Raw genomic sequence first — 24,235 nt, 5'->3', positions numbered from 1 at the left:
AAGCCGGCGCGACGGCCGGCTTTTCTTTTCGTATCGCTTGCGCGGCTCAGGCCGCGCGGCGGATCAGGATGTGCTTCTTCTTGCCGAGCGAGAGCTTGATGACGCCCTCGGCGGTGATTTCACCGCTGCCGATCATCCGGCGCTCGTCGCTGACAGCCTGGTCATTGATGCGCACAGCGCCGCCCTGGACGTGACGGCGGGCCTCACCATTCGAGGCGGCAAGACCGGCGCGGACGATCAGCGACAGAAGACCAATGCCGGCATCGAGTTCGGAGGCGGGAACTTCGACCGACGGCAGGTTGTCGGAGAGACCGCCTTCTTCGAACGTCTTGCGGGCAGTCTCGGCAGCCTGTTCGGCAGCTTCGCGGCCGTGCAGGATCGCGGTGACCTCGGTCGCGAGGATTTTCTTGACCTCGTTGATCTCGGAGCCACCGAGTGCGGAGAGACGAGCGACCTCGTCCATCGGCAGCGTCGTGTAGAGCTTCAGGAAGCGGGAAACGTCGGCGTCTTCCGTGTTGCGCCAGTACTGCCAGAAGTCATAGGCCGAGAGCATGTCGGCATTCAGCCAGACGGCACCCGTGGCCGACTTGCCCATCTTGGCACCGGAGGAGGTCGTCAGCAGCGGCGAGGTCAGCGCGTAAAGCTGCTTCGTCCCCATGCGGTGGCCGAGGTCGATGCCGTTGACGATGTTGCCCCACTGGTCCGAACCGCCCATCTGCAGGCGGCAATCATAGCGCTTGGCAAGCTCGACGAAATCGTAGGCCTGGAGGATCATGTAGTTGAATTCCAGGAAGGAAAGCGACTGTTCGCGGTCGAGGCGCGTCTTGACGCTGTCGAAGGACAGCATGCGGTTGACCGAGAAATGCTTGCCGACATCGCGCAGGAACTCAAGGTAGTTCAGCGAACGCAGCCATTCGGCATTGTTGATCATCAGCGCGTCCTTGGGGCCGTCGCCGTAATTGAGGTAGTTCGAGAAGACGCGCTTGATGGAAGCGATATTGCCTTCGATCGTATCGACGGTCATCAGCTGGCGGGCTTCTTCCTTGAAGGAGGGGTCGCCGACCATGCCCGTGCCGCCGCCCATCAGCGAGATGGCGCGGTGACCGGTCTTCTGCATCCAGTGCAACATCATGATCTGTATCAGCGATCCGGCATGCAGGCTGGGCGCGGTCGGATCGAAGCCGATATAGGCGGTCACGATTTCCTTGGCGAAGAGATCGTCGAGGCCACTTTCATCAGAGATCTGATGGATGAAGCCGCGCTCTTGCAGCGTGCGGAGGAAATCGGACTTGAACTCGGGCATGGGCTTCGTCTCTTGAACGTCGAACGGGAATGGGATTGACGCTTGTTGAACCGTCGCGGCGCGTTTAGCACTGTTTTTCCAAAAGTGCATCCGGGAATCGCATGAAAGGCGCGCGGCGCAATGGATATCGTCAGGACTGCGGTCGGCTTGATGAGCGGCACGTCGATGGACGGCATCGATGTGGCACTGCTCCGGACAGACGGACGAGGCTTCATCGAGCGCGGTCCGTTTCTGGGCGTGGCCTATGACGGCGGCTTTCGCGAGCGGCTGAAGCGGGCGCTCGATCTGGCGCGCCCGCTGACCGATCGCGGCGCGCGGCCGGACGAGCTGCGCGAGATCGAGGTCGAACTGACCTTGCGTCACGCAGATGCCGTTACGGCATTTCTAGAGAAGTTCGGCCTCGTCAGGGGCGATATCGACGTGCTGGGCTTCCACGGCCAGACCGTGCTGCACCGGCCCGATGATGCGCTGACCATCCAGATCGGCGATGGTAAGCTTCTGGCCGAACGATCCGGCATCCCCGTCGTCCATGACATGCGCGCCAACGACATGGTGCATGGCGGGCAGGGTGCGCCGCTGGTGCCTGCTTACCACGCGGCGCTCGCCGGCCGCTTCCAGAAGGATGGACAGGCCGTCTGCTTCGTCAATATCGGCGGCATTTCAAACCTCACCTATATCGGCGCGGAGGGGCGCATCGCTGCCTTCGATAGCGGCCCCGGCAATACGCTGATCGACCAGTGGGTGGAGATGCACACGGGCAGGACTTACGATCCGGGTGGCGAGATCGCCGGGCGCGGGCAGGTGGTGCCTGACATCGCCGCGCGCTACCTCGGTAGCCCGTTTTTCAGCGGCAATATCCGCCGCTCGCTTGATCGCGGCGATTTCAAGCCACTGGCGCACGGTGAGGCGAGCCTCGAGGATGGCGCGCGCACGTTGGCGCATGTCGCCGCTGGCTCGATCATCAAATCGGCCGGTTATCTGCCTGACTGGCCGTCCGTCTATATCGTTTGCGGTGGCGGACGGCTGAATGGCACGATCATGGCTGAGTTCGCCGAGATGGCCGGCGAGAACGGCTCTCGTGTCATGAGCGCCGAAGAGGCCGGCTTCGATGGGGATGCCATGGAGGCTGAAGCCTGGGCCTATCTCGCTGTCCGCTCGCTGGAGGGCCTGCCGCTGACCTATCCCGGCACCACAGGTGTCAGCCAGCCGGTGAGCGGCGGCGTGCTGTCGGAGCCCGAAAGATGAGCGGCGACGTTATTTTCCGAACACCGCGCCTTGTCGCCCGGATGTGGGAAGACGGCGATGCTGATCTGATCCAGGACCTGCATTCGACGATCGAGACGACGCGCTACATGTCTGGAGCGGCCCCGTGGTCACGTGAAAAATGCGAGGAGCGGCTGCGATCCTATTTTGACGAGCAGGCGCGCGACGGCACGACGAAATACAAGATCGTCAGCCGCGATCACGGCCGCTTCATCGGGCGAGCCGGTATTTCGCTCTTTCATACCGGCGAATATGAAATGGGCTATGCGTTTTACGCCGGCGAATGGGGCAAGGGATATGCGAGCGAAATCGCAGCGGGGCTCGCGGACTGGTTCTTCGCCGAAGGCATCGCGCCGCATTTCGTGGCCTTCACCCACCCGGACAATCTCGTCTCGCAGCACATATTGAAAAAGATCGGCATGCGGGAGCGCGGGCCGATCTTTATCGAAGGTGTCAAGGGCGTAGAATTCGAGATGACGGCCGCCATGCGGCAAGCCGTTACCTGATGCGCTTGGCGGCCGGTTCCGGCACGAGTTCGCCATTCAGGCGGCGGTCGAGGTAATCCTCGCATTCGGCCATAAGCGTATCGACCTGGCCGTTGAAGAAGTGGTTGGCGCCCGGCACCGTGCGATGGGTGATCAAAATACCCTTCTGGGTCTTCAGCTTCTCGACGAGACCATTGACGTCCTTTTCAGGTGCCACCTTGTCCGCCTCGCCATTGATGATGAGGCCGGAGGAGGGGCAGGGTGCCAGGAACGAGAAGTCGTAGGTGTTCGGCTGCGGCGCGATCGACATGAAACCTTCGATTTCCGGGCGGCGCATCAGAAGCTGCATGCCGATCCAGGAGCCGAAGGAATAACCGGCAACCCAACAGGTCTTCGAATCGGGATGCAGGCTCTGCACCCAGTCGAGAGCGGAGGCGGCATCCGAAAGCTCGCCCGCACCGTGGTCGAATTCGCCCTGGCTGCGGCCGATTCCCCGGAAATTGAAGCGCAGTGTCGTAAAGCCGCGCTTCTGGAACATGTAGAAGAGCTGGTAGACGATCTGGTTGTTCATCGTGCCACCAAACTGCGGGTGCGGGTGCAGAATGACGGCGATCGGTGCGCTTTTTTCCTTGGAGGGCTGGTAGCGGCCTTCAAGACGGCCGGCTGGGCCGTTGAAAATAACTTCGGGCATCGGTACTCCGGTTTTATTTCGCGTTCACGCTACGTTTGGCGACAACATGACTTGACGACGGTTGTCAGCTTTTCTAAAACGCAGTTTAGAACAATTCGAAACTTGCATGGCGATCCACGCAGCGTGGAACGTGTCATACGGCAAGCCCGGCGGAAATTTCAAGAAAAATGCACCGCCGCGCCCGAGCAAGCTCGTCAAGCGCAGGACCGAAGACAATGGCGCCGCCACGCCTTTATCTCGATTGGAACGCAACATCGCCGATGCACCCTGCTGCGCGTGACGCGGTCATGCGCGCCGTGGATGTCTTCGGCAATCCCAATTCCGTGCACGGCGAAGGCCGTGCTGCGCGTGCCGCCATCGAGGGCGCACGCCGCAAGATCGCGCTTTTGTCAGGCACTGATTCCGCCAATGTGATCTTTACGAGCGGTGCAACCGAAGCCGCCAATATGGTCCTGACGCCGGAATTCAGCATGGGCCGCACGCCGCTGAAGCTCGGCCGTCTCTATCATTCGGCCGTCGAGCATCTGGCCGTGCGCGAAGGCGGACGCTTCCCGAAAGAAAAAACGACGGAAATTCCGGTCACTGACGCCGGCATCGTCGATCTGAAGGCGCTGGCCGCTCTTCTCGACGCTCACGACAAGGCGAGCGGCCTGCCGATGGTGGCGATCATGTTCGTCAACAACGAGACGGGCATCATCCAGCCAGTCGAAGAGGCGGGCAGGATCGTGCGCGCCCATGGCGGGCTCTTCGTCGTCGATGCCGTTCAGGCGGCCGGCCGTCTGCCGATCGAGATCGAACGGATCGGCGCGGATTTCATGATCATATCCTCCCACAAGATCGGCGGCCCGAAGGGTGCCGGCGCACTGATTGCCCGCGGCGAGGCGCTGATGCCGAAGGCACTGATCCGTGGTGGCGGGCAGGAGAAGGGTCACCGCTCGGGGACACAGAATTCACTGGCGCTGATCGGCTTTGGCGCCGCGGCAGACGCCGCTCTGCAGAACCTTGAGGAACGGAATGCGGCAATTGCAGCGTTGCGAGACCGGCTGGAAGCCGGCATGCGTGCTGCCGCGCCCGATGTCATCATCCACGGCGCGGACGGTCCGCGCGTTGCCAACACCATCTTCTTCACGCTTCCCTCCATGAAGGCAGAGACCGGCCAGATCGCCTTCGATCTCGAAGGGGTGGCGCTTTCGGCGGGGTCTGCCTGCTCCTCTGGCAGGGTCGGCGAAAGCCATGTGCTGACGGCGATGGGCCGCGATCCGAAGCTCGGGGCCTTGCGCATATCGCTCGGCTTTTCGACGACGGAAGACGACGTGGATCGTGCGATTGTGGCCTTTGCGAAAATTGCCTCCCGGCGAAAGCTGGCGGGCGAGGCAGCCTGAACGCCTCACAATCTTGCGGAAACGCAAATTTCTACTTGCCATCAGGGCTGAAAAGTCCCTTTTGGCCACTTACATCAGGGGCAAAGAAAAATAGCCCCACTGACAAGCTGCCGGACCTTTTCTCCGGCGAGATTGGAGAGTGACATGCCTGCTGTCCAGGAAACAGTCGATCGCGTCCGCCAGATCGACGTGGACCAGTATAAATACGGCTTCGAAACCGTCATCGAAATGGACAAGGCACCCAAGGGCCTTTCCGAAGACATCATCCGGTTGATCTCCTCCAAGAAGCAGGAGCCGGAATGGATGCTCGAATGGCGTCTCGAAGCCTACAAGCGCTGGCTGACGATGGAGGAGCCCACCTGGGCGCGCGTCGACTATCCGAAGATCGATTTCAACGCGATCCACTACTACGCGGCGCCGAAGAGCACGCCAGGCCCGAAGTCGCTGGACGAAGTCGATCCCGAAATTCTCAAGGTCTATGAGAAGCTCGGCATTCCGCTGAAGGAACAGGAGATCCTCGCCGGCGTCGAGAGGCCGAAGATCGCCGTCGATGCCGTGTTCGATTCCGTCTCGGTCGTGACGACCTTCAAGGAAGAGCTGAAGAAGGCCGGCGTGATCTTCATGTCGATCTCCGAAGCCATCCGCGAGCATCCGGATCTCGTGCAGAAATATCTCGGCTCCGTCGTTCCGACGACCGACAACTATTATGCGACGCTGAACTCGGCTGTCTTCACCGACGGCTCCTTCGTCTTCGTGCCGAAGGGCGTTCGTTGCCCGATGGAGCTTTCCACCTATTTCCGCATCAACGAGAAGAATACCGGCCAGTTCGAGCGCACGCTGATCATCGCCGAGGAAGGCGCCTACGTCTCCTACCTCGAGGGCTGCACAGCGCCGCAGCGCGATGAAAACCAGCTGCATGCCGCCGTGGTCGAGCTTGTTGCGCTCGATGATGCCGAGATCAAGTATTCGACCGTCCAGAACTGGTATCCGGGCGACAAGGATGGCAAGGGCGGCATCTACAACTTCGTCACCAAGCGCGGCGATTGCCGTGGCGACCGTTCGAAGATCTCCTGGACGCAGGTCGAAACTGGCTCTGCCATCACCTGGAAATATCCGTCCTGCATCCTGCGCGGCGATGACTCCCGAGGCGAGTTCTACTCGATCGCCGTCTCCAACGGCCATCAGCAGATCGACAGCGGCACCAAGATGATCCATCTCGGCAAGAACACGTCGAGCCGCATCGTCTCCAAGGGCATTGCCGCCGGCGTTTCGCAGAACACCTATCGCGGCCAGGTTTCGGCTCACCGCAAGGCATCGAACGCCCGCAACTTTACGCAGTGCGACTCGCTCTTGATCGGCGACAAGTGCGGTGCTCATACCGTGCCCTATATCGAGGCCAAGAACTCGACGGCACAGTTCGAGCATGAAGCGACGACCTCGAAGATCTCAGAAGACCAGCTGTTCTACTGCCTGCAGCGTGGCATTCCGACCGAAGCGGCGATCGCGCTGATCGTCAACGGCTTCGTCAAGGAAGTCCTGCAGGAACTGCCGATGGAATTCGCCGTCGAGGCGCAGAAGCTGATCAGCATCTCGCTGGAAGGCTCGGTCGGCTGACATGAGCGAGGCGGACAAGAAGCGAATTCTTGAACGCCTGACGAATATGCGCGGGGAGATCCTGTCGAAGATGGGCCCCCGCGAACAAAGATACGAGACGGAAAGGCCGCCGGGGCGACCCTATGTGTTTCTCCGGCAGCGCATGGAAAAACTGGAAAAGCCGTCAGGGATCGTTCAGGAGATATCCAGTTCTCTTGAATTCCTTTGGCTCATAGCCACCGCGGTTCTCCGTGTCATTCGTGTCTTCTGGCGGTAGCGCCGAGCACAACATGTCAATGCCCTTAGAAATTACGCGAGGCTCCGATGAGCTACGCAGACAAAACGCAGGAACCAAAGATGCTTGAAATCAAGAACCTTCATGCCCGCATCGCCGAAGACGGCACCGAGATCATCCGTGGCCTGAACCTGACCGTGAAGGCCGGCGAAGTGGCCGCCATCATGGGTCCGAACGGCTCCGGCAAGTCGACGCTCTCCTATGTGCTGTCCGGTCGTGAAGATTACGAAGTGACCGAGGGCGACATCCTTTATAATGGCGAGAGCATTCTCGAGTTCGATCCGGCCGAGCGTGCGGCCAAGGGCATCTTCCTCGCTTTCCAATACCCGGTCGAAATCCCGGGTGTCGCCACCATGCAGTTCCTGAAGGTTGCGATGAACGAGCAGCGCAAGGCGCGCGGTGAAGACGAGCTGACGACGCCGGATTTCATGCGCCGCGTCAAGGACGCTGCCGCCAAGCTGCAGATCAATACCGACATGCTGAAGCGCCCGCTGAACGTCGGCTTCTCCGGCGGTGAAAAGAAGCGCGCCGAGATCCTGCAGATGGCGCTGCTCGAGCCGCAGCTGTGCGTGCTCGACGAAACCGACTCCGGCCTCGACATCGACGCGCTGAAGATCGTTGCCGACGGCGTCAACGCGCTGCGTTCGCCCGACCGTGCCGTTATCGTCATCACCCACTACCAGCGCCTGCTCGATTACATCGTGCCCGATACGGTCCACGTTCTCTACAAGGGCCAGGTCATCAAGTCCGGCGACAAGACGCTCGCTCATGAGCTGGAAGCCAACGGTTACGCCGATATCATCGGCGCCGCAGCCTGAGCGTGGCGGAAAGGACGACGTCCATGAATATGCAAACGACGAGCCGCCTGACCGCGGCCGAATCGGCGCTGATCGAAGCCTTCAACGAGAAGATCGGCGAATTGCCGGGTAATGGCGCGGTCACCGCGCTGCGTGACCGGCTGCTCGACGACTTGAAGAAGCAGGGCCTGCCGACACGCCGTATCGAGGCCTGGCACTATACGGATCTGAAGAACCTGCTGCGCAACATTCCGGCTCCGGCCGGTGATGCCGGTTCGGAAGCGCTGGAGCCGCTGGTCGAAGGGTCTCCGGTTCTGTCCGTCATCCAGGGCAAGGCAGCCAACAAGGCTTCGGCTGGCGATGTCCAGGTTTTTCCCTATTCCGAAAAACTGATCGACGGTTCTGCCGCTGCAGGCCTTGATGCGCTCGGCAATGACGACGCGGTCGGCCGTATCAATGGCAGCTTCGTCAAGGACGGCTATGTCGTCGAAGTGCCCGAGAGCACCGAGCTTGAAGAGCCGCTGGAAATCCAGTTCATCCATGCTGGCGGCGACGTTCATACCCGCCTGCCGGTTGCCTTTGGCGCGAATGTGAAGGGTGTCGTCATTGAGCGTCACCAGTCGGTGACCGACAATGCCGCGCTTGTGTCGCATGTCAGCGAGATCACGGTCGGGCAGGGCACGGAGCTGACCTGGATCATCCTGCAGCAGCAGGGTTCCGAGGATACGCATCTTGGCCAGATCCGCATCGATCTCGGCCCTGACGCAAAGCTGAAGCTCTTCGTCATCAATGCCGGCGGCAAGCTTGTTCGCCAGGAGCTGAATATCAAGGTGAGCGGCGAGGGCGCCGATCTGACGCTGCGCGGCATCAACCTGCTCGGCGGCGACACGCATACCGACGTGACGATGGTACTCGGCCACAACGTGCCGCATACCGGCTCGACGGAAGTGATCCGCAACGTCGTCTTCGACCGCGCCAAGGGCGTGTTCCAGGGCATGATCCGGGTTGCGCCCGATGCCCAGAAGACCGATGCCAAGATGGCCTGCAACACGCTCTTGATGTCCGATGATGCGGAGTTCTCGGTCAAGCCCGAGCTCGAAATCTTCGCCGACGACGTTCAGTGCGGCCATGGTGCGACGGTTGCCGATATCGACCACAACCATCTCTACTACCTGATGGCTCGCGGCATCCCGGAGAACAAGGCCCGCGCCATGCTGGTCAACGCCTTCGTTGCCGAGATTGTCGAGGAACTTGAAGACGAAGCCCTGGTCGAGGCGCTGGAAGGCGTCATCTCGGCCTGGCTGGACAAGCACGCCTGATCGGAAAACGCCATGGACAAGATCGTACCGGCAATCGCCTATGATGTCGAAGCCATCCGCAGGGATTTCCCGATCCTTGCGGAGAAGGTGCATGGCAAGCCGCTGGTCTATCTGGACAACGGCGCTTCCGCCCAGAAGCCGCAGGCGGTGATCGATGCGATCTCGCATGCCTACAGCCATGAATATGCCAATGTGCATCGCGGCCTGCATTACCTGTCGAATGCCGCGACGGAGGCTTACGAAGCGGCGCGCGAAAAGGTTCGCCGCTTCCTGAATGCGCCTTCTGTAGACGATATCGTCTTCACCAAGAACTCGACCGAGGCGATCAATACCGTCGCCTACGGCTGGGGCATGCCCAAGATCGGCGAGGGCGACGAGATCGTGCTGACGATCATGGAGCACCACTCCAATATCGTGCCCTGGCATTTCATTCGGGAGAGGCAAGGCGCCAAGCTCGTCTGGGTGCCTGTCGATGATGAGGGCGCCTTCCATATCGAGGATTTCGAAAAGAGCTTGACCGACAGGACCAAGCTCGTCGCGATCACCCATATGTCGAATGCGCTCGGCACCATCGTCCCGGTCAAGGAAGTTTGCCGCATCGCCCATGAGCGCGGCATTCCGGTGCTGATCGACGGTTCACAGGGTGCTGTGCATCTGCCCGTCGACGTGCAGGATATCGATTGTGACTGGTATGTCATGACCGGCCACAAGCTCTATGGCCCCTCCGGAATTGGCGTGCTCTATGGCAAGAAGGACCGGCTGAAGGAGATGCGGCCGTTCCAGGGTGGCGGCGAGATGATCTTCGAAGTCAGCGAAGACATCGTCACCTACAACGATCCGCCGCATCGCTTCGAAGCCGGCACCCCGCCGATCGTGCAGGCGATCGGGCTCGGCTATGCGCTCGACTATATGGACAAGATCGGCCGCGAGAATATCGCAGCCCATGAGGCTGATCTGACGGCCTATGCGGAAGAGCGGTTGAAGGCGGTCAATTCGCTGCGCGTCTTTGGCAATGCGCCGGGCAAGGGCGCGATCTTCTCCTTCGAGCTTGCGGGCATCCATGCCCATGACGTTTCGATGGTGATCGACCGCCAGGGCGTTGCCGTGCGCGCCGGCACGCATTGCGCCATGCCGCTCTTGAAACGCTTCGGCGTGACCTCCACATGCCGTGCATCCTTCGGCATGTATAATACCCGCGCCGAAGTGGATGCGCTGGCCGATGCGCTCGACTACGCGCGCAAGTTCTTTGCTTGAGGAAGAAGCCATGAGCCTGGATGAAGAAAAGATCGACGTGCGCGAGGGCATCGTGCATTCCAGCATTCCGGAAGCGGAACTGGCGCGGCTCAGCGAGGACGTGATCGGCGCTCTCAAGACCGTCTACGACCCGGAAATTCCCGCAGATATCTTTGAGCTAGGCCTCGTCTACAAGATCGATATCGAAGATGACCGCATGGTGAAAATCATGATGACGCTGACGGCCCCGGGTTGCCCGGTTGCCGGCGAAATGCCGGGCTGGGTGGAAAATGCCGTGGGCGCAGTCGAAGGTGTTTCGGGCGTCGAGGTTTCCATGACCTTCGATCCACCGTGGACGCCGGACCGCATGTCTGAAGAAGCGCAGGTCGCGGTTGGCTGGTACTGATACAGCACCGTGGTATTGATCGCTTAAGGTGATCGCCTTACATTGATTCATGAAGCGCCGGATCTTGACCCCGGTCGTGGAAGGAGATTTGGCCCATGGGCTTTGCAGTAATGAGCATGACGACAGCCGCCGCGGACCGCGTGAAGGCGATCGTCGAAAATGGCGGGCCGGATGCCAAAGGCATTCGCGTCGGCATCAAGAAGGGTGGCTGCGCCGGGATGGAATATACCATCGACATGGTGACAGAACCCAATGCCAAGGACGACCTGATCGAGCGCGACGGCGCCAGGGTCTGGATCGAGCCTTCGGCCGTTCTCTACCTGCTCGGCACCGAACTCGGCTTTGAAACGACGACACTGCGCTCCGGCTTCATTTTTACCAATCCAAATCAGACCTCGGCCTGCGGCTGTGGTGAATCTGTAGAGCTGAAGCCCGCCGATCTCGCAGCCCTTGCCGCGCGCGGCGATGCCGTGGTTCCGGCTCAGCATTAACAGTTTTCCATTGAAATTGCCTGATGGCCGCCATAATTGGCGGCCTTTTGATTTTGACGAGCCTGTCCGAGATCGACAAGCGACTAAGAAGAAACGAAGCGGACAATGCTCCTCCTGTTCCTCAAGGGCGCCCTCCTGGGTGTCATCATCACTGCGCCGCTCGGGCCGATCGGAACGCTCTGCATCAACCGCAGCCTCGAGAAGGGGTTCTGGTATGGCTTTTCCGGCGGACTAGGGACCGCGCTCGGGGATGCAAGCTATGCACTGGTCGCTGTCGCCGGGATTGCCGTTTTCTCCGAAACCATGTCGATGGCCACCATTCCGCTGGCGCTTGGGGGTGGGCTGATGCTGCTCTGGCTCGGCTGGCGCGGGCTGAAAAACAAGGGAAAGATCAAGGCGGCCAAGATCAATGCAGCCGACTTCCTGCATACGACCATCTCGACCTTCCTGTTGACCATTTCCAATCCGGCAACGATTCTCTCGTTCGGCGCACTGTTTGCCGGCCTCGGCCTGACGGAGGAGACGCGCCGGTTCAGTTCGGCAATGATCGTCTCGGGCGTCTTCATGGGATCTCTGCTCTGGTGGTTCTGCCTGAGCGGCGCCGTCAGCCTCGCCAGGGACCGGCTGTCGACCGATTTCACGGCCAAGGTCGGCCGAGCGACAAGCTACATGCTGATCGCCTTCGGCGCGGTGGCGCTCGGTTCGGTGGCTTATTCGATCGTATAGAGCAGGAGAGCGCGTTAATCGCGCTTGATGCTCATCAGCACGTCCCAGAGATCGGCGCCGGTTTCGTAGACCGCGGCATTGGCCTTGTAGCTCTGTTCGGTTTCGACGAGGTCGGTCAGTTCGGTCGCGAAATCCACGTCCTGGTCGGTCGCGGCGACGCTTGCCTGAACACCCGTCGGTTCAACAGACTGGAAGCTCGTGTCCAGCCGGCCGTAGCCCGGCGTGCTCGCATTGGCGACATTGTTGGCGATCGCGCCTGCGCGCTTCGTCTGCGCCAGCATTCCCGAGAGAGCCGTATGCGTGATTGCAGAAATGCTCATCGACCGTTTCCCTGTTCCGGACACCAGCGTTGTATCGGCAAGGATTTAGGGAATGCTGAACGGCTTCGGTTAGCGAAAGGCGAGGGTGATTGAACGGCTGTGTCGGAATGGCACGTGGCCTTAGCGATTGGCCCTCATGCCCGCGATCAGGATATCGATGAGCTGGCGGGCCGCTTGCCTCCAGGCCGGGCCGCAGCTGATGCTTGCACCACCGGCAAGTGCCCGAAGAAGGTCGAGCGGGTCCATGGTGAGGCGGATCTCGCCGGCCTCAGTGGCGCGGTCGATCAGCAGATTGACGGCATCGGTGATCGGGGTAACGGAATCGGCATAGAGCTGCGACGTGCCTCCAACAAGTGAATCCAGCAACTCGGACATGCCGTGTTTGGTCACCACATAGTCGACGAACTGCACCAGCCACAGGCGGAGCGCTTCGACAGGCGGATGCGTTTCGGACAAGCTCCCGGCCGCAGCCGCAAGCTGGGCAGTCTCGTTGCGATAGACGGCGGAAATCAGCGCATCGCGCGTCGGGAAATGGCGATAGAGCGTACCAATGCCAACGCCGGCTAGGCGGGCGATTTCCTCCAGGCTGGCGCTGGAGCCCTTGTCGGCGAAGACGGTCTTTGCCGTTTCCATCAACAGAAGGCGATTGCGTTCGGCATCCGCACGCGGCTTTCGGACGGCAGGCCCGTCACTTTTTCCGGCCATTTTTCGAGACGTCCCCTTGATAAGCGGAGGGTCCCTCCGTATTTATCTGGAGGCATCCTCCTTTTATTCCATCAGAGGCCGGCGGGCAATGGTCCACCAGCCCGGAGCGGTGCGTCCATGATCAAGGAGATAATCATGAGTGGACTTTTTGGCGCGACATCGACCACCGACGAGGTGCTTTCCGGCGTCGATCTCAAGGGCAAGCGTGTTTTCGTGACAGGTGTTTCGGCCGGTCTCGGTGTGGAAACCGCGCGCGTGCTGGCAGCCCATGGAGCACAAGTCGTTGGTACGGCACGCGATCTCGCAAAGGCGAGGGTGGCAACAGAGGTCGTGCGCGCAGGTGCAGCCGATGGAGGCGGCCTTGAGATCGTCGAGCTCGATCTTGCTTCTCTGGCAAGCGTACGAGCCTGCGCCGATGCGCTTGTTGCGGATGGCAGCCCATTCGATGTCATCATTGCCAATGCCGGCGTGATGGCCGCCCCCTTCGGCCACACCGCAGACGGTTTCGAAACACAGTTCGGCACCAATCATCTCGGTCATTTCGTGCTGGTCAACCGCATCGCGCCGCTCGTCAAATCCGGTGGCCGTGTGGTGATCGTCGCATCCTCAGGCCATCGCATGGCACCTTTCAGCCTCGACGACCTCAATTTCGAGAGCAAGACCTATGAGCCCTGGGCGGCCTATGCCCAGTCGAAAACCGCAAATATCCTCTTCGCGGTGGAGCTCGACCGACGCCTCGGGGAGCGCGGCATCCGCGCAACGGCATTGCATCCCGGCGGCATCCAGACCGAGCTCGGCCGTCATCTCGACCCCGGCATGATCGAAGGCATGCTGGCGCAGATCAATGCGGCACTTGCTGCCGAGGGCAAGTCGGGCTTCGAGTGGAAGACAATACCGCAGGGTGCAGCGACTTCCGTGTGGGCCGGTTTCGTCGCCACGGCAGACGCGATCGGCGGCAAATATTGCGAGAATTGCCACGTCTCACACGTGACGGACGCCGAGATCAGCCCGATTTCCGAGGGCGTACGCTCCTATGCGCTCGATCCCGAAACGGCGAAGGCATTGTGGGCCAGGAGTGAAGAAATGGTTGGCGAGCGCTTCTAGGCATCAAACCCTCGCTTCGCCAACGACAGAGAGCAGGGGGCCGGGAGACTGGTGCCCCTGCCGAGGAATTGAACCTGGATCGGCTGCAAACCAGACAGCTGCTCTGACGTTGAGCTACGAGGGGCGTGGTGTCTTTATGCCAGAAACGACGTCCGCAGGCGAACGGAGCTTCAATAGACGGTTAGGCAGTAAGGTTAACCTGCCGCAGATGGGAGATACAGGAGAAGGGCGCCCGGTACAGGGGCAGGCAGCCCTTCTCCCAGCTGGTCGTTACAGCATCCAGCATGAATGATTACGCAGAGAATCGAAAATGGTTCACCGGTGCGGACAAAAGTCCCGAAAAAGTTTGAACGCCCGCATCGCCGGGAAAGCAGAGCCGCGCATCGTCCAGTCTCGCGGCTCTTTGCCAATCGCCGCTGCTCAGGCCTTGATGTCGAGGCCAGCTTCGACTGCGGCGGCGATGAAAGCCTTGCGCGCATCCTCGCCGGTGCGCTTGCCCTTGATGACATCGGCGCAGATCAGCAGCGCCTGATCCAGTGCGGCACCATCTTCCGTCGGCCAGTCCTCGATCATCGCCCAGGAGGCCGCCTGGGTATTGGCGATGGTCTCATATTGGCCGGGCTCTTCGAGGGCGACGAGCACGGGCTTCGACCAGGGCGCCTGCATTCTTGCTTCGCTTTGATCCTGAGACATGGTGTGAATTTCCTTCGCGCATTTCCATCAGAATTAGGAAAGCCCCTCCCATGATGGAAGGGGCTTTGATCGCTCGGCCCTTCACTTGCGCTTCGGGCAGCTGGCTTGGCCGCTACTCGGCTGCCTCTGCGTAGGCCTCGACGGGCGGGCAGGTGCAGATCAGGTTGCGGTCGCCGAAGACGTTATCGACGCGGTTGACCGGCGACCAGTACTTGTCGACGCGGAAGGCACCGGGGGGGAAGCAGGCCTGTTCGCGCGAATAGGGGCGATCCCATTCGCCGACGAGGTCTTCCACCGTATGCGGGGCGTTCTTCAGCGGGTTGTTCTGCTTGTCCGAACGGCCTTCCTCGATATCGCGGGCTTCCTGACGGATCGCCAGCATCGCTTCGCAGAAGCGGTCGAGTTCGGCCTTGGTCTCAGACTCGGTCGGCTCGATCATCAGCGTTCCGGCAACCGGCCAGCTCATGGTCGGGGCATGGAAGCCGCAGTCGATCAGGCGCTTGGCAACGTCATCGACGGTCACGCCGCAGCTATCGACCAGCGGGCGCGTGTCGATGATGCATTCGTGTGCCACGCGGCCGGCAGCCGACTTGTAGAGCACGTCGTAAGCGCCCTTCAGGCGGGCAGCGATATAGTTGGCGTTGAGGATCGCCACCTTCGTTGCCTGCGTCAGGCCTTCGCCTCCCATCATCAGGCAGTAGCTCCAGGAGATCGGCAGGATGGACGCCGAGCCAAAGGCTGCTGCGGAAACCGCGCCCGAACGACCGTCCGTTTCCGGATGGCCGGGCAGGTGAGGCGCCAGATGCGACTTGACGCCGATCGGGCCCATGCCGGGACCGCCGCCGCCATGCGGGATGCAGAAGGTCTTGTGCAGGTTGAGATGCGAGACGTCGGAGCCGATGTCACCAGGACGGGACAGGCCGACCATGGCGTTCATGTTGGCGCCGTCGAGATAGACCTGGCCGCCGTGCTGATGCACGAGATCGCAGATTTCCTTGACGGTTTCCTCGAACACGCCATGCGTCGAGGGGTAGGTGATCATGCAGCAGGAAAGGTTTGCCGCATGTTCTTCTGCCTTGGCGCGGAAATCGTCGAGATCGATATCGCCGTTTTCACGTACCTTGACGACCACGACCTTCATGCCGACCATCTGGGCCGAGGCCGGGTTGGTGCCATGCGCCGAGGTCGGGATGAGGCAGACGTCGCGGTGACCCTGGCCATTGGCAATGTGGTAATTGCGGATGGTCAGAAGGCCCGCATATTCGCCCTGCGCGCCGGAATTCGGCTGCATGGAGAATGCCTCATAGCCGGTGACGGCGCAGAGCTTTTCCGTGAGGTCATCGATCATTTCGCGATAACCAAGCGCCTGGTCGGCCGGCACGAACGGATGGATATCCGAGAATTCGGGCCAGGTGATCGGCAGCATTTCGGCCGTGGCGTTCAGCTTCATCGTGCAGGAGCCGAGCGGGATCATCGAGCGGTCGAGCGCCAGATCGCGGTCGGAGAGCCGGCGGATGTAGCGGGTCATTTCGCTTTCGGCGCGGTTCATGTGGAAGATCGGATGCGTCAGGTATTCGCTGGTGCGCAAGAGATCCTTCGGCAGGCGATAGGACGGCTCGAAATCGGCGATCTGGAAATTGCCGCCGAAGGCGCGCCAGACGGCTTCGAGCGTTGCCGGGCGGGTGCGCTCGTCGAGCGACATGCCGATCTTCGTCTGACCGACCTTGCGCAGGTTGACACCTTCGGCGACGGCTGCGCGCAGGATGAGACCCTGCATATGTCCGACATCGACGGTGATCGTGTCGAAGAAGGTGTCCGGCTCAACCTTGTAGCCGAGCTTTTCCAGGCCCTTGGCCATCAGCACGGCCTTCTGGTGGACCTGCTGGGCGATCGCCTTGATGCCCTTCGGACCGTGGAAGACGGCGTACATGGAGGCCATGACGGCGAGCAGAACCTGCGCGGTGCAGATGTTCGACGTCGCCTTTTCACGGCGGATATGCTGTTCGCGTGTCTGCAGCGACAGGCGATAGGCGCGATTGCCGCGGGCATCGACGGAAACGCCGACGAGACGGCCAGGCATGGAGCGCTTGATGGCATCCTTGACCGACATGTAGGCCGCGTGCGGGCCACCGTAGCCAACCGGAACGCCGAAGCGCTGCGAGGAACCGATGGCGATGTCGGCGCCCATTTCGCCCGGCGATTTCAGAAGCGTCAGCGACAGGATGTCGGCGGCAACGACGGCGATCGCGCCCGTCTGGTGCAGGCGGGAGATCAGGCCGGTGAAATCGCGCACATGGCCGTGCGTGCCCGGATACTGGAAGATCGCGCCGAAGACATCGACCGGATCGAGGTCCTTGAAGGGGTCGCCGACGATGACGGACCAGCCGAGTGGCTCGGCACGGGTCTTGATCAGCTCGATCGTCTGCGGATGGCAGTCTGCATCGACGAAGAATGCCTTGGCCTTCGACTTGGAAACACGCTCTGCCATAGCCATGCCTTCGGCAGCGGCCGTCGCTTCATCGAGCAGCGAGGCGTTGGCGACGTCGAGGCCGGTCAGGTCGCAGATCATCGTCTGGTAGTTCAGCAGCGCTTCGAGGCGGCCCTGCGAGATTTCCGGCTGGTAGGGCGTATAGGCCGTGTACCAGGCCGGGTTTTCCAGGATGTTGCGCTGGATGACCGGCGGCGTGATCGTGCCGTAATAGCCCTGGCCGATCAACGAGGTCAGGACCTTGTTCTTGTTGGCGGTTTCGCGCAGCTTGTCGAGCGCCTCGCGCTCCGTCATCGGCGCCCCCCAGAGGAGCGGCGCCTTCTGGCGGATGGCGGGCGGCACGGTTGCGTCGATCAGCGCATCGAGGCTCTTGTAGCCGATGACACCGAGCATATCCGACATTTCAGACGGCGAGGGGCCGATATGACGACGGTTGGCGAAGTCATAGGGCTGATAGTCGGTGAACTGGAATTCGGTAGGCGTCGTCATTACGCAGTCAGCTCCTTGTAGGCTGCTTCGTCGAGCAGGCCATCGGCGTCCGAGAGGTTCTTGAGCTTGAGCTTGAAGAACCAGCCTGCGCCCTGCGGATCGGAATTGACGAGCGACGGGTCGGCAACGATAGCCGGATTGACTTCGACGATCTCGCCATCGAGCGGGCAGTAGACATCCGAAGCCGCCTTGACGGATTCGACGGTCGCGGCATTGCCATCCTTGGAGAAGGTGGCGCCGACCTCAGGCAGTTCAACGAAAACGAGGTCACCGAGCTGCTCGACAGCGTAGGTGGTGATGCCGACGGTCGCGACATCGCCTTCGAGCTTCAGCCATTCATGTTCCTGGGTAAATTTCAGCATGGAAAAATCCTCTCGCAATAAGGGTCAGCGTTTGTAGGTCGGCGTGATGAAGGGAAGGGCGGAAACGGTGATGGGCAGATATTTGCCGCGCACTTCCGCATAGATCTGCGTGCCCGGTGCCGTGTGGGAAACCGGCACATAGCCCATGGCGACGGGGCCTTCGACGGAAGGGCCGAAGCCACCCGAGGTGACTTCGCCGATCTCAGCCTTGCCTTCTGCATCGGCATAGAGCTTGGCATGGCCGCGCACCGGCGCCTTGCCCTCCGGCTTCAGGCCGACGCGCTTGCGGGAAACGCCCTTGTCCAGTTCGCCGAGGATACGCTCGGCACCCGGGAAACCGCCGGCGCGGGCGCCACCGGTGCGGCGGGCCTTCTGCATGCCCCATTCGATGGCCGCTTCTACCGGCGAGGTGGTCGTGTCGATATCGTTGCCATAGAGGCAGAGGCCGGCTTCAAGGCGCAGCGAGTCACGGGCGCCGAGGCCGATCGGCTCGACATCGGGATGCTCGAGCAACCGGTTGGTGACATCGACAGCCTTGTCGGCGGGAATGGAGATTTCGAACCCGTCCTCGCCGGAATAACCCGAGCGGGAGACGAGACAGGAAACGTCGTGCAGGCGGCAGTGGCGCACGTCCATGAATTTCATGGCGGCGACATCGGCCCAGAGTTCGGCAAGTGCTTCGACGGCGCGAGGACCTTGCAACGCGATCAGGGCGCGGTCGAGCACGGTGATGTCGCAGGTGCCAGACAGATGCTTCTGCAGATGCGCGACGTCCTCATCCTTGCAGGCGGCGTTGACGACGACGAAGAGATGGTCGTCGAGATGGGTGATCATCAGGTCGTCGAGGATGCCGCCATTCTCATCCGTGAAGAAACCGTAGCGCTGGCGTCCCTCGGCAAGGCCGAGAATATCGACCGGCACGAGGCTTTCGAGCGCGAGTGCCGCATCCTCGTACTTGCCGGACTTCGCCTTGATGATGACCTGGCCCATATGGGAGACATCGAAGAGGCCGGCGGCGGTGCGGGTCTGCAGGTGTTCCTTCATAACGCCGGCCGGGTATTGCACCGGCATGTCGTAACCTGCGAAGGGCACCATGCGGGCGCCGAGCGACAGATGCAGCGCGTGAAGCGGGGTTTTCTTGAGGGCAGCAGTATCGTCCAAACGACGCCTCCGGGGTTTGCGCCGGAAATTCCGGGCGCGGGCTCAAAACTGAAGGCGCGGCTGCGCCTTGTCTCCTTGAGCCCCCTCTGTCCCTGTGCCTGAGATTGTTATCCCTTCGGCGGACGTTTCGAGAACGCCTCTCTCCAGAGTTCCGTCTGCCCCTTGTGGTCCTTTTGCCTGAGAGTTTCCGGGGCGGTTGCTCCTTCGGCACCGGCATCAGCGTACCGGCTTCTCCCAACAAGGTTGCGGCAATTATCCGGGGGTGGCAGGCCTTGGCAAGCAAAATGTCGCGACCGCACAAATTTTTGTCGCGGCTTTGGAATAGCGAGGCCGGCAGCGGCAAAAGGGCTTTTGCATTTGGCGGCGAAATTGGCTAACGGCAGCCGAGAGCCTTTTCCTGATCAGATCGGAACACTCCGGTCAGGAAAGGCTCTGGAGCGAGGAGATATTCCATGAACATTGTCAGGACATCGGCTTTTGCGGCACTTCTTTGCGCCTGCGGCTTTGCCGGATCGGCCATCGGTCAGGACCACCAGCACATGCAGGGCATGGACATGGGCAACATGGGCTCCATGAACATGTCATCGGATGGCGACACGGTGAAGGTCGGCGATCTCGAAGTTTCCGGCGGGTTTGCCAAGGCCATGCTCCCCGGCCAGCCCGTTGGCGGCGGCGGCTTCACCGTGAAGAACAACGGCGCCACAGAGGACCGGCTCGTTTCTGTCACATCTCCCACGTCAGGCGAAGTGCAGATCCACGAAATGGCCATGCAGGATAATGTCATGAAGATGCGTCAGCTGAAGGATGGTATTGCCATTCCGGCCGGCAAGACCGTGGAGCTATCGCCCGGCAATCTGCATCTGATGTTCCAGAAGGTGAAGACGCCCTTCAAGCAGGGCGACAAGGTGCCCGTCACGCTGACCTTCGAGAAGGCTGGCAAGGTCGATCTGGTGCTGAACGTACTATCGGCCCAAGGCAAGTAAGATCGGGCAATCGATCCCGCAAAGAAAAAGCCCGCGACAGGGCGCGGGCTTTGCTCCTCCCAGCAATCTTTAAATCTCAGACGTCCTCGTAGGACTGCAGGGCCTGCTGCAAGCCGGCCTGCGGCTGGCGATAACCTTTCGTCATGAGATCGAGCGCGATTTCGGTATTCTGGATGATGTTGGTCACTTCCTCGGGATCTTCGCCGCTCTGATTGAGCTGGCGTTCCGCGATCTTCCGAGCCTCGCGCGCGGCCGTACCCGTTGCCACGCGCTGCGGGATGCGCAAGGATTCGAAGGCGACAGCCGCAGTATTCGCGGATATGGAAACGACCTGTGTCATGCGCCCGTCATACCGGTGCGATCTGCGCATTCGGCTTAAGAAAATCATTCACATTTTACCGGATGGTAAGAATTCCGCGGCCGCGATTGGAATCAGGGCGGAATCGCAATAAACCGGGGGCATGTTCCAGGCTCTGCTCGTCGCGGTCGGCGGCGCAATCGGTTCGCTTCTGCGTTATTATGTCGGCCTCGGCTCTCTGCGGCTCATGGGGCCGGGCTTCCCTTGGGGAACGCTCATCGTCAACGTCGTCGGCTGCTTCATTATCGGTGTCTTTGCCGAGATGATCATGCGCCGTTTCAATGCTTCGGTGGAACTGCGGCTGCTGCTGATCACCGGCTTTCTCGGCGGCTTTACCACCTTCTCCGCCTTCTCGCTGGATGCCATCACGCTCTTCGAGCGCGGCGAGGTCTTTGCCGGCGGCATCTATATCGCAGCAAGCGTCGGGCTCTCGATGGTCGCCGTCATGGCCGGCCTCGGCCTGATGCGCGCGCTCATCTGATTTCGATTCCGATTTCCGTTTTGCGAAAAATGCTCTAAAGGCAGCGGCAAGAGAGGCGCCGGCTTCGATCGCGCCCATATTTTCCGAAAGAATTCCATGGCAGGTATAGAACACATCAAGGTGGAGCCCGATGAAGCGGGCATGCGGCTCGACCGCTGGTTCAAGATCCACTACCCGGGTCTCGGCTTCGGCCCGTTGCAGAAGCTCTTGCGCTCCGGCCAGGTGCGTATCGATGGCGGCCGCGTCAAATCGGATGCCCGCGTGCAACCCGGTCAGATGGTGCGCATACCGCCGCTCGATGTCGATGCCAAGGCGAAGGCCGGACCGATCGCCGGCAAGGATCTCAAGCATTCGAGCGATTTCGAACTGCTCTCGCGAATGGTGCTGCACGAGGACGAGAAGGTCATCGTGCTCAACAAGCCACCCGGCCTTGCTGTCCAGGGCGGCTCCGGTGTTGCCCGGCATATCGACCAGATGCTCGAAGCCTGGACCAGCCCGAAGGGCGAGAAGCCGCGCCTCGTTCACCGCCTCGACCGCGATACGTCGGGCGTGCTCGTGATTGCGCGCACCCGCGGTGCCGCGCAGAAGCTGACGGCTGCCTTCCGCGAGCGCGATACCAAGAAGACCTACTGGGCGCTGGTCAAGGGCGTGCCGCGCAAGCACGAGGACAGGATCTCGACCTGGCTCGTCAAGGAGCCGACGGCCGACGGTGATCGCATGCGCATCGCCAAGCATGGTGAGGAGGGCGCCGATCACGCGATTTCCTTCTACCGCGTGCGCGAGACGGCGGCACAGAACCTGGCCTGGCTGGAGATGGAGCCCTATACGGGGCGCACCCACCAGCTGCGTGTTCACGCGCTGCATATCGGCCACCCGATCATCGGCGATCCGAAATATTACGACGAAGATCCAAACTGGGATTTCCCCGGCGGCATCCAGAAGAAGCTGCATCTGCACGCACGCCATATCGATATCCCGCACCCATCCGGCGGGCGCTTGCGTGTCAGTGCGCCGCTGCCACCGCACATGGTACAGACATGGAACCTGCTCGGTCTCGACCTTGCCGGGGCTGAGAGAGACGACGAATGAAACTCGCGCTTTTTGACTGTGACGGCACGCTGGTCGATAGTGCCGGGCTGATCCATGAAACCATGCGCCGCACCTTCGAAAAATTCGGCAAGCCCGAGCCGCGCTTCGAGGAGACCAAGGCGATCATCGGCCTGACGCTCGATATCGCCATTGCCCGCATGCAGGGCAAGCCGCATGTCGAGCAGGAAGATGTCGACATGACGGCACACTACAAATCGCTGTTTTCGGTCGTGCGTCAGGATCTCGATTATCGCGAGCCGCTCTTTCCCGGCATTCGCGAGATGATCGATGCGCTTACCGGGCGCGAGGATCTGCTGATCGGCGCGGTGACCGGCAAGTCCCGGCGCGGGCTGAAGCTGGTGATGGAGACGCACGGCTTCGACAAGCATTTCGTCGTTGCACGCACCGCCGACGATTGCCCCTCCAAGCCGCATCCGGCCATGGTGAGCGAATGCTGCGACGAAACCGGCATTGACGCGACCGACACCATTGTCATTGGTGACGCGATTTACGATATGCAGATGGCAAAGGCCGCCGGCGCCAAGGCGATCGGCGTTGCCTGGGGATATGCCAGCGTGGATGAGCTGATCGCCAACGGCGCCGATGCGATCGCCTATCATCCTGACGAGATTTTGCGCCATTTTTCCTGAGGTGAGCCCATGCGCGACCTGCTGAACGACCTTTCCGAAGACCTGAGCCATCCCGATCCGATCCGCCGCGCGCAGATCCAGATGAAGAAGCCGCTGCCAAAGCGTTTCTATCAGGCTGTTTCCGTCGAACCGAATGAGGACGGTTTCGCCATCATGCTCGACGGCAAGGCCGTGCGCACGCCGGCCCGCCAGATCCTGGCCGTGCCGAGCGAAGCGCTGGCAAAGCTCGTGGCCGCCGAATGGGACGCACAGCGCGAGGTCATCGATCCCTCGCTGATGCCGGCAACGCGCCTCGTCAACACGGCGATCGACGGTGTCGCGACAGACACGCAGGCCGTCTTCGAGGATATTCTGCGCTTTTCGTCAAGCGATCTGCTCTGCTATCGGGCCGAAGGCCCCGAAAAGCTGGTCGAACGACAGATGGAACGCTGGGATCCGGTGCTCGACTGGGCAGCCGCCGATCTCGGCGCGCGCTTCATCCTTGTCGAAGGCGTGATGCATTATGAGCAGCCGCGCGAGGCGATCGCCGCCTTCGGCTCGGCACTGCGCCGGCATGACAGTGCCCTCGAGCTCGCAGCTCTCCACACGATGACGACGATCACCGGTTCGGCGCTGCTGGCGCTTGCCATCGCCGAGACCGCGATCACGCCGGACGAAGCCTGGTCGCTCGCCCATCTCGATGAGGACTGGACCATCGAACATTGGGGAAGCGACGAAGAAGCCGAGCAGCGCCGGGCCAAGCGTTTTGAGGATTTCAAAGCGGCAACGGATGTTTTTTTCGCGCTAAGAGCCTGAATCATATTGCTTTGATGGGCTTTATGACCAAATCTGCGACTCCGGACGGGGATTTGCGGGAATTTTGAATGGCGTGGCTGAGGTCGAGAATTTGCCTGATGGCGCTTGTTTGCGTGGCGCTGACGGCCTGTGCCAGCCTTATGCCGAAGAAGCAGGAAAAGCCCGTCTATGACGTGCGCAGTGCCGTGGTTTTGTCCAGCACGACCATGTCGGCAGAGCTGCTCTCCGGCATCAACGATCGCGTCAACGCGGCCATCCGTGCAACGGTGCGCACGACCGAACTGCCGCGCGTGGTGCTGACGATTCGCATCGTTTCTGTCGTCAAGGGTCTCGGCTTCCAGAAGGACCGCAACGTCGCCAAGGTCAGTATCGATGCCGCTTCCGTGGAGGACGGATCCGTCATTGCAGTTACATCCTTTGAGGTCACCAGCCTGACCGCAGATCCTGATCTGGCGGACCAAATTCTTGCGGAAGATATCGCGGCACGCGTGCGCTCCGCCTTCGCACTCAGCGGGCGATAGATCATTTCCATTTCTCGTCGAATCCGGAAATGATCTATCTCTTTGTTTTAAC

The 24,235-nt window shown here is 61.1% G+C and carries 26 protein-coding genes, 1 tRNA gene, 1 pseudogene and 1 riboswitch; of the genes and pseudogenes, 18 read left to right on the top strand and 10 right to left on the bottom strand.

The window, feature by feature from the left end:
• Window positions 1-46 precede the first annotated feature (46 nt).
• Window positions 47-1,303, bottom strand: coding sequence for a tyrosine--tRNA ligase (gene tyrS / locus FHT93_RS02250; RefSeq protein ID WP_112547721.1), 1,257 nt, complete (start codon window positions 1,301-1,303; stop codon window positions 47-49).
• Between the two features lie 120 nt (window positions 1,304-1,423).
• Here tyrS and FHT93_RS02245 point away from each other — a divergent pair, with 120 nt between their 5' ends.
• Both FHT93_RS02245 and FHT93_RS02240 read left to right on the top strand, forming a co-directional pair.
• Window positions 1,424-2,548: an anhydro-N-acetylmuramic acid kinase gene (locus FHT93_RS02245; protein ID WP_183845987.1), complete on the top strand. Its 1,125-nt coding sequence runs from the start codon at window positions 1,424-1,426 to the stop codon at window positions 2,546-2,548.
• Window positions 2,545-3,072 carry a GNAT family N-acetyltransferase gene (locus tag FHT93_RS02240; RefSeq protein ID WP_183845986.1) on the top strand — a complete coding sequence of 176 codons (528 nt, stop codon included), beginning with the start codon at window positions 2,545-2,547 and terminating at the stop codon, window positions 3,070-3,072. The genes FHT93_RS02245 and FHT93_RS02240 overlap by 4 nt, the downstream gene beginning before the upstream one ends.
• Here FHT93_RS02240 and FHT93_RS02235 read toward each other — a convergent pair.
• Window positions 3,065-3,742, bottom strand: a complete 678-nt coding sequence (locus tag FHT93_RS02235; RefSeq protein WP_025668882.1) for an alpha/beta hydrolase — start codon at window positions 3,740-3,742, stop codon at window positions 3,065-3,067. The two genes, FHT93_RS02240 and FHT93_RS02235, sit on opposite strands and share 8 nt — an antisense overlap.
• A gap of 215 nt (window positions 3,743-3,957) precedes the next feature.
• On the opposite strand from FHT93_RS02235, the gene FHT93_RS02230 reads away from it, so the two are divergent.
• The 9 genes from FHT93_RS02230 (at window position 3,958) to FHT93_RS02190 (ending at window position 11,984) form a co-directional block, all read left to right on the top strand.
• On the top strand, window positions 3,958-5,124 hold the full coding sequence (locus FHT93_RS02230; RefSeq protein WP_113202585.1) for a cysteine desulfurase family protein: 1,167 nt from the start codon (window positions 3,958-3,960) through the stop codon (window positions 5,122-5,124).
• Window positions 5,125-5,268: 144 nt separating this feature from the next.
• A complete protein-coding gene (gene sufB / locus FHT93_RS02225) occupies window positions 5,269-6,738 on the top strand; it encodes a Fe-S cluster assembly protein SufB (protein ID WP_112547717.1) in 1,470 nt (489 codons plus the stop codon).
• Window position 6,739: 1 nt separating this feature from the next.
• Window positions 6,740-6,994, top strand: coding sequence for a hypothetical protein (locus FHT93_RS02220; protein ID WP_183845985.1), 255 nt, complete (start codon window positions 6,740-6,742; stop codon window positions 6,992-6,994).
• 80 nt (window positions 6,995-7,074) lie between these two features.
• Window positions 7,075-7,830 carry a Fe-S cluster assembly ATPase SufC gene (gene sufC, locus FHT93_RS02215; RefSeq protein ID WP_183845984.1) on the top strand — a complete coding sequence of 252 codons (756 nt, stop codon included), beginning with the start codon at window positions 7,075-7,077 and terminating at the stop codon, window positions 7,828-7,830.
• A gap of 23 nt (window positions 7,831-7,853) precedes the next feature.
• Window positions 7,854-9,128, top strand: a complete 1,275-nt coding sequence (sufD, locus tag FHT93_RS02210; protein WP_183845983.1) for a Fe-S cluster assembly protein SufD — start codon at window positions 7,854-7,856, stop codon at window positions 9,126-9,128.
• Window positions 9,129-9,140: 12 nt separating this feature from the next.
• Window positions 9,141-10,382 (top strand): cysteine desulfurase, encoded by a 1,242-nt coding sequence (locus FHT93_RS02205; protein WP_183845982.1) that lies wholly within the window; start codon window positions 9,141-9,143, stop codon window positions 10,380-10,382.
• Window positions 10,383-10,392: 10 nt separating this feature from the next.
• Window positions 10,393-10,767: an SUF system Fe-S cluster assembly protein gene (locus FHT93_RS02200; protein ID WP_112547712.1), complete on the top strand. Its 375-nt coding sequence runs from the start codon at window positions 10,393-10,395 to the stop codon at window positions 10,765-10,767.
• 95 nt (window positions 10,768-10,862) lie between these two features.
• Window positions 10,863-11,258, top strand: a complete 396-nt coding sequence (sufA, locus tag FHT93_RS02195; protein WP_112547711.1) for a Fe-S cluster assembly scaffold SufA — start codon at window positions 10,863-10,865, stop codon at window positions 11,256-11,258.
• A 105-nt stretch (window positions 11,259-11,363) separates the two neighbouring features.
• Window positions 11,364-11,984 carry a LysE family transporter gene (locus FHT93_RS02190; protein WP_112968178.1) on the top strand — a complete coding sequence of 207 codons (621 nt, stop codon included), beginning with the start codon at window positions 11,364-11,366 and terminating at the stop codon, window positions 11,982-11,984.
• A 14-nt stretch (window positions 11,985-11,998) separates the two neighbouring features.
• On the opposite strand, the gene FHT93_RS02185 is transcribed toward FHT93_RS02190, so the two are convergent.
• Window positions 11,999-12,304, bottom strand: coding sequence for a flagellar basal body protein (locus FHT93_RS02185; RefSeq protein WP_183845981.1), 306 nt, complete (start codon window positions 12,302-12,304; stop codon window positions 11,999-12,001).
• A 120-nt stretch (window positions 12,305-12,424) separates the two neighbouring features.
• Window positions 12,425-13,009 carry a TetR/AcrR family transcriptional regulator gene (locus FHT93_RS02180; RefSeq protein ID WP_113148210.1) on the bottom strand — a complete coding sequence of 195 codons (585 nt, stop codon included), beginning with the start codon at window positions 13,007-13,009 and terminating at the stop codon, window positions 12,425-12,427.
• Between the two features lie 135 nt (window positions 13,010-13,144).
• Here FHT93_RS02180 and FHT93_RS02175 point away from each other — a divergent pair, with 135 nt between their 5' ends.
• Complete coding sequence (locus FHT93_RS02175; protein WP_183845980.1) at window positions 13,145-14,113, top strand: SDR family NAD(P)-dependent oxidoreductase; 969 nt, start codon at window positions 13,145-13,147, stop codon at window positions 14,111-14,113.
• Window positions 14,114-14,162: 49 nt separating this feature from the next.
• Here FHT93_RS02175 and FHT93_RS02170 read toward each other — a convergent pair.
• From FHT93_RS02170 to gcvT, 5 genes are all read right to left on the bottom strand, one after another.
• Window positions 14,163-14,238: transfer RNA gene (locus FHT93_RS02170), tRNA-Thr, on the bottom strand.
• Between the two features lie 295 nt (window positions 14,239-14,533).
• The gene (locus tag FHT93_RS02165) at window positions 14,534-14,779 is read right to left on the bottom strand and encodes a DUF982 domain-containing protein (RefSeq protein WP_029869121.1); all 246 of its coding nucleotides are present in this window, start codon (window positions 14,777-14,779) and stop codon (window positions 14,534-14,536) included.
• 139 nt (window positions 14,780-14,918) lie between these two features.
• Complete coding sequence (gene gcvP / locus FHT93_RS02160; protein WP_183845979.1) at window positions 14,919-17,783, bottom strand: aminomethyl-transferring glycine dehydrogenase; 2,865 nt, start codon at window positions 17,781-17,783, stop codon at window positions 14,919-14,921.
• On the bottom strand, window positions 17,783-18,145 hold the full coding sequence (gene gcvH, locus FHT93_RS02155) for a glycine cleavage system protein GcvH (protein ID WP_029868842.1): 363 nt from the start codon (window positions 18,143-18,145) through the stop codon (window positions 17,783-17,785). The genes gcvP and gcvH overlap by 1 nt, the downstream gene beginning before the upstream one ends.
• Before the next feature lie 24 nt (window positions 18,146-18,169).
• On the bottom strand, window positions 18,170-19,306 hold the full coding sequence (gene gcvT, locus FHT93_RS02150) for a glycine cleavage system aminomethyltransferase GcvT (RefSeq protein WP_112547704.1): 1,137 nt from the start codon (window positions 19,304-19,306) through the stop codon (window positions 18,170-18,172).
• Between the two features lie 155 nt (window positions 19,307-19,461).
• Window positions 19,462-19,554: riboswitch (glycine riboswitch) on the bottom strand.
• A 273-nt stretch (window positions 19,555-19,827) separates the two neighbouring features.
• Here gcvT and FHT93_RS02145 point away from each other — a divergent pair.
• Window positions 19,828-20,289: pseudogene (locus FHT93_RS02145) on the top strand (copper chaperone PCu(A)C); the annotation flags it as partial.
• 76 nt (window positions 20,290-20,365) lie between these two features.
• Here the strand turns inward: FHT93_RS02145 and FHT93_RS02140 are convergent.
• On the bottom strand, window positions 20,366-20,629 hold the full coding sequence (locus FHT93_RS02140; RefSeq protein WP_029868839.1) for a hypothetical protein: 264 nt from the start codon (window positions 20,627-20,629) through the stop codon (window positions 20,366-20,368).
• Between the two features lie 121 nt (window positions 20,630-20,750).
• On the opposite strand from FHT93_RS02140, the gene crcB reads away from it, so the two are divergent.
• From crcB to FHT93_RS02115, 5 genes are all read left to right on the top strand, one after another.
• Window positions 20,751-21,128: a fluoride efflux transporter CrcB gene (gene crcB, locus FHT93_RS02135; protein ID WP_029868838.1), complete on the top strand. Its 378-nt coding sequence runs from the start codon at window positions 20,751-20,753 to the stop codon at window positions 21,126-21,128.
• A gap of 96 nt (window positions 21,129-21,224) precedes the next feature.
• Window positions 21,225-22,217: an RluA family pseudouridine synthase gene (locus FHT93_RS02130; RefSeq protein WP_029868837.1), complete on the top strand. Its 993-nt coding sequence runs from the start codon at window positions 21,225-21,227 to the stop codon at window positions 22,215-22,217.
• Window positions 22,214-22,867 (top strand): HAD-IA family hydrolase, encoded by a 654-nt coding sequence (locus tag FHT93_RS02125; protein WP_112968172.1) that lies wholly within the window; start codon window positions 22,214-22,216, stop codon window positions 22,865-22,867. Before FHT93_RS02130 ends, FHT93_RS02125 begins: the two co-directional genes overlap by 4 nt.
• Window positions 22,868-22,876: 9 nt before the next feature.
• Window positions 22,877-23,662, top strand: coding sequence for an ATP12 family chaperone protein (locus FHT93_RS02120; protein ID WP_183845978.1), 786 nt, complete (start codon window positions 22,877-22,879; stop codon window positions 23,660-23,662).
• A 68-nt stretch (window positions 23,663-23,730) separates the two neighbouring features.
• Window positions 23,731-24,183, top strand: coding sequence for a hypothetical protein (locus FHT93_RS02115; RefSeq protein WP_183845977.1), 453 nt, complete (start codon window positions 23,731-23,733; stop codon window positions 24,181-24,183).
• Window positions 24,184-24,235 lie beyond the last annotated feature (52 nt).

This window comes from Rhizobium sp. BK379, from assembly GCF_014193955.1.
In the GTDB taxonomy this organism is placed as follows: Bacteria; Pseudomonadota; Alphaproteobacteria; order Rhizobiales; family Rhizobiaceae; genus Rhizobium.
The sequence above is the reverse complement of the archived record's forward strand: the minus strand, read 5'-3'. Positions and strand labels throughout refer to the sequence as shown.

Bases quoted from the DNA above. Each gene is read 5' to 3' on its own strand.
- FHT93_RS02185 (WP_183845981.1), bottom strand. From the start codon at position 12,304: ATGAGCATTTCTGCAATCACGCATACGGCTCTCTCGGGAATGCTGGCG.
- FHT93_RS02140 (WP_029868839.1), bottom strand. From the start codon at position 20,629: ATGACACAGGTCGTTTCCATATCCGCGAATACTGCGGCTGTCGCCTTC.
- FHT93_RS02120 (WP_183845978.1), top strand. From the start codon at position 22,877: ATGCGCGACCTGCTGAACGACCTTTCCGAAGACCTGAGCCATCCCGAT.
- FHT93_RS02230 (WP_113202585.1), top strand. From the start codon at position 3,958: ATGGCGCCGCCACGCCTTTATCTCGATTGGAACGCAACATCGCCGATG.
- FHT93_RS02245 (WP_183845987.1), top strand. From the start codon at position 1,424: ATGGATATCGTCAGGACTGCGGTCGGCTTGATGAGCGGCACGTCGATG.
- FHT93_RS02125 (WP_112968172.1), top strand. From the start codon at position 22,214: ATGAAACTCGCGCTTTTTGACTGTGACGGCACGCTGGTCGATAGTGCC.
- crcB (WP_029868838.1), top strand. From the start codon at position 20,751: ATGTTCCAGGCTCTGCTCGTCGCGGTCGGCGGCGCAATCGGTTCGCTT.
- FHT93_RS02240 (WP_183845986.1), top strand. From the start codon at position 2,545: ATGAGCGGCGACGTTATTTTCCGAACACCGCGCCTTGTCGCCCGGATG.
- sufD (WP_183845983.1), top strand. From the start codon at position 7,854: ATGAATATGCAAACGACGAGCCGCCTGACCGCGGCCGAATCGGCGCTG.
- FHT93_RS02205 (WP_183845982.1), top strand. From the start codon at position 9,141: ATGGACAAGATCGTACCGGCAATCGCCTATGATGTCGAAGCCATCCGC.
- tyrS (WP_112547721.1), bottom strand. From the start codon at position 1,303: ATGCCCGAGTTCAAGTCCGATTTCCTCCGCACGCTGCAAGAGCGCGGC.
- FHT93_RS02190 (WP_112968178.1), top strand. From the start codon at position 11,364: ATGCTCCTCCTGTTCCTCAAGGGCGCCCTCCTGGGTGTCATCATCACT.
- gcvH (WP_029868842.1), bottom strand. From the start codon at position 18,145: ATGCTGAAATTTACCCAGGAACATGAATGGCTGAAGCTCGAAGGCGAT.
- FHT93_RS02220 (WP_183845985.1), top strand. From the start codon at position 6,740: ATGAGCGAGGCGGACAAGAAGCGAATTCTTGAACGCCTGACGAATATG.
- FHT93_RS02130 (WP_029868837.1), top strand. From the start codon at position 21,225: ATGGCAGGTATAGAACACATCAAGGTGGAGCCCGATGAAGCGGGCATG.
- sufC (WP_183845984.1), top strand. From the start codon at position 7,075: ATGCTTGAAATCAAGAACCTTCATGCCCGCATCGCCGAAGACGGCACC.
- gcvP (WP_183845979.1), bottom strand. From the start codon at position 17,783: ATGACGACGCCTACCGAATTCCAGTTCACCGACTATCAGCCCTATGAC.
- sufA (WP_112547711.1), top strand. From the start codon at position 10,863: ATGGGCTTTGCAGTAATGAGCATGACGACAGCCGCCGCGGACCGCGTG.
- sufB (WP_112547717.1), top strand. From the start codon at position 5,269: ATGCCTGCTGTCCAGGAAACAGTCGATCGCGTCCGCCAGATCGACGTG.
- FHT93_RS02180 (WP_113148210.1), bottom strand. From the start codon at position 13,009: ATGGCCGGAAAAAGTGACGGGCCTGCCGTCCGAAAGCCGCGTGCGGAT.
- FHT93_RS02235 (WP_025668882.1), bottom strand. From the start codon at position 3,742: ATGCCCGAAGTTATTTTCAACGGCCCAGCCGGCCGTCTTGAAGGCCGC.
- FHT93_RS02200 (WP_112547712.1), top strand. From the start codon at position 10,393: ATGAGCCTGGATGAAGAAAAGATCGACGTGCGCGAGGGCATCGTGCAT.
- FHT93_RS02175 (WP_183845980.1), top strand. From the start codon at position 13,145: ATGAGTGGACTTTTTGGCGCGACATCGACCACCGACGAGGTGCTTTCC.
- FHT93_RS02165 (WP_029869121.1), bottom strand. From the start codon at position 14,779: ATGCAGGCGCCCTGGTCGAAGCCCGTGCTCGTCGCCCTCGAAGAGCCC.
- FHT93_RS02115 (WP_183845977.1), top strand. From the start codon at position 23,731: ATGGCGTGGCTGAGGTCGAGAATTTGCCTGATGGCGCTTGTTTGCGTG.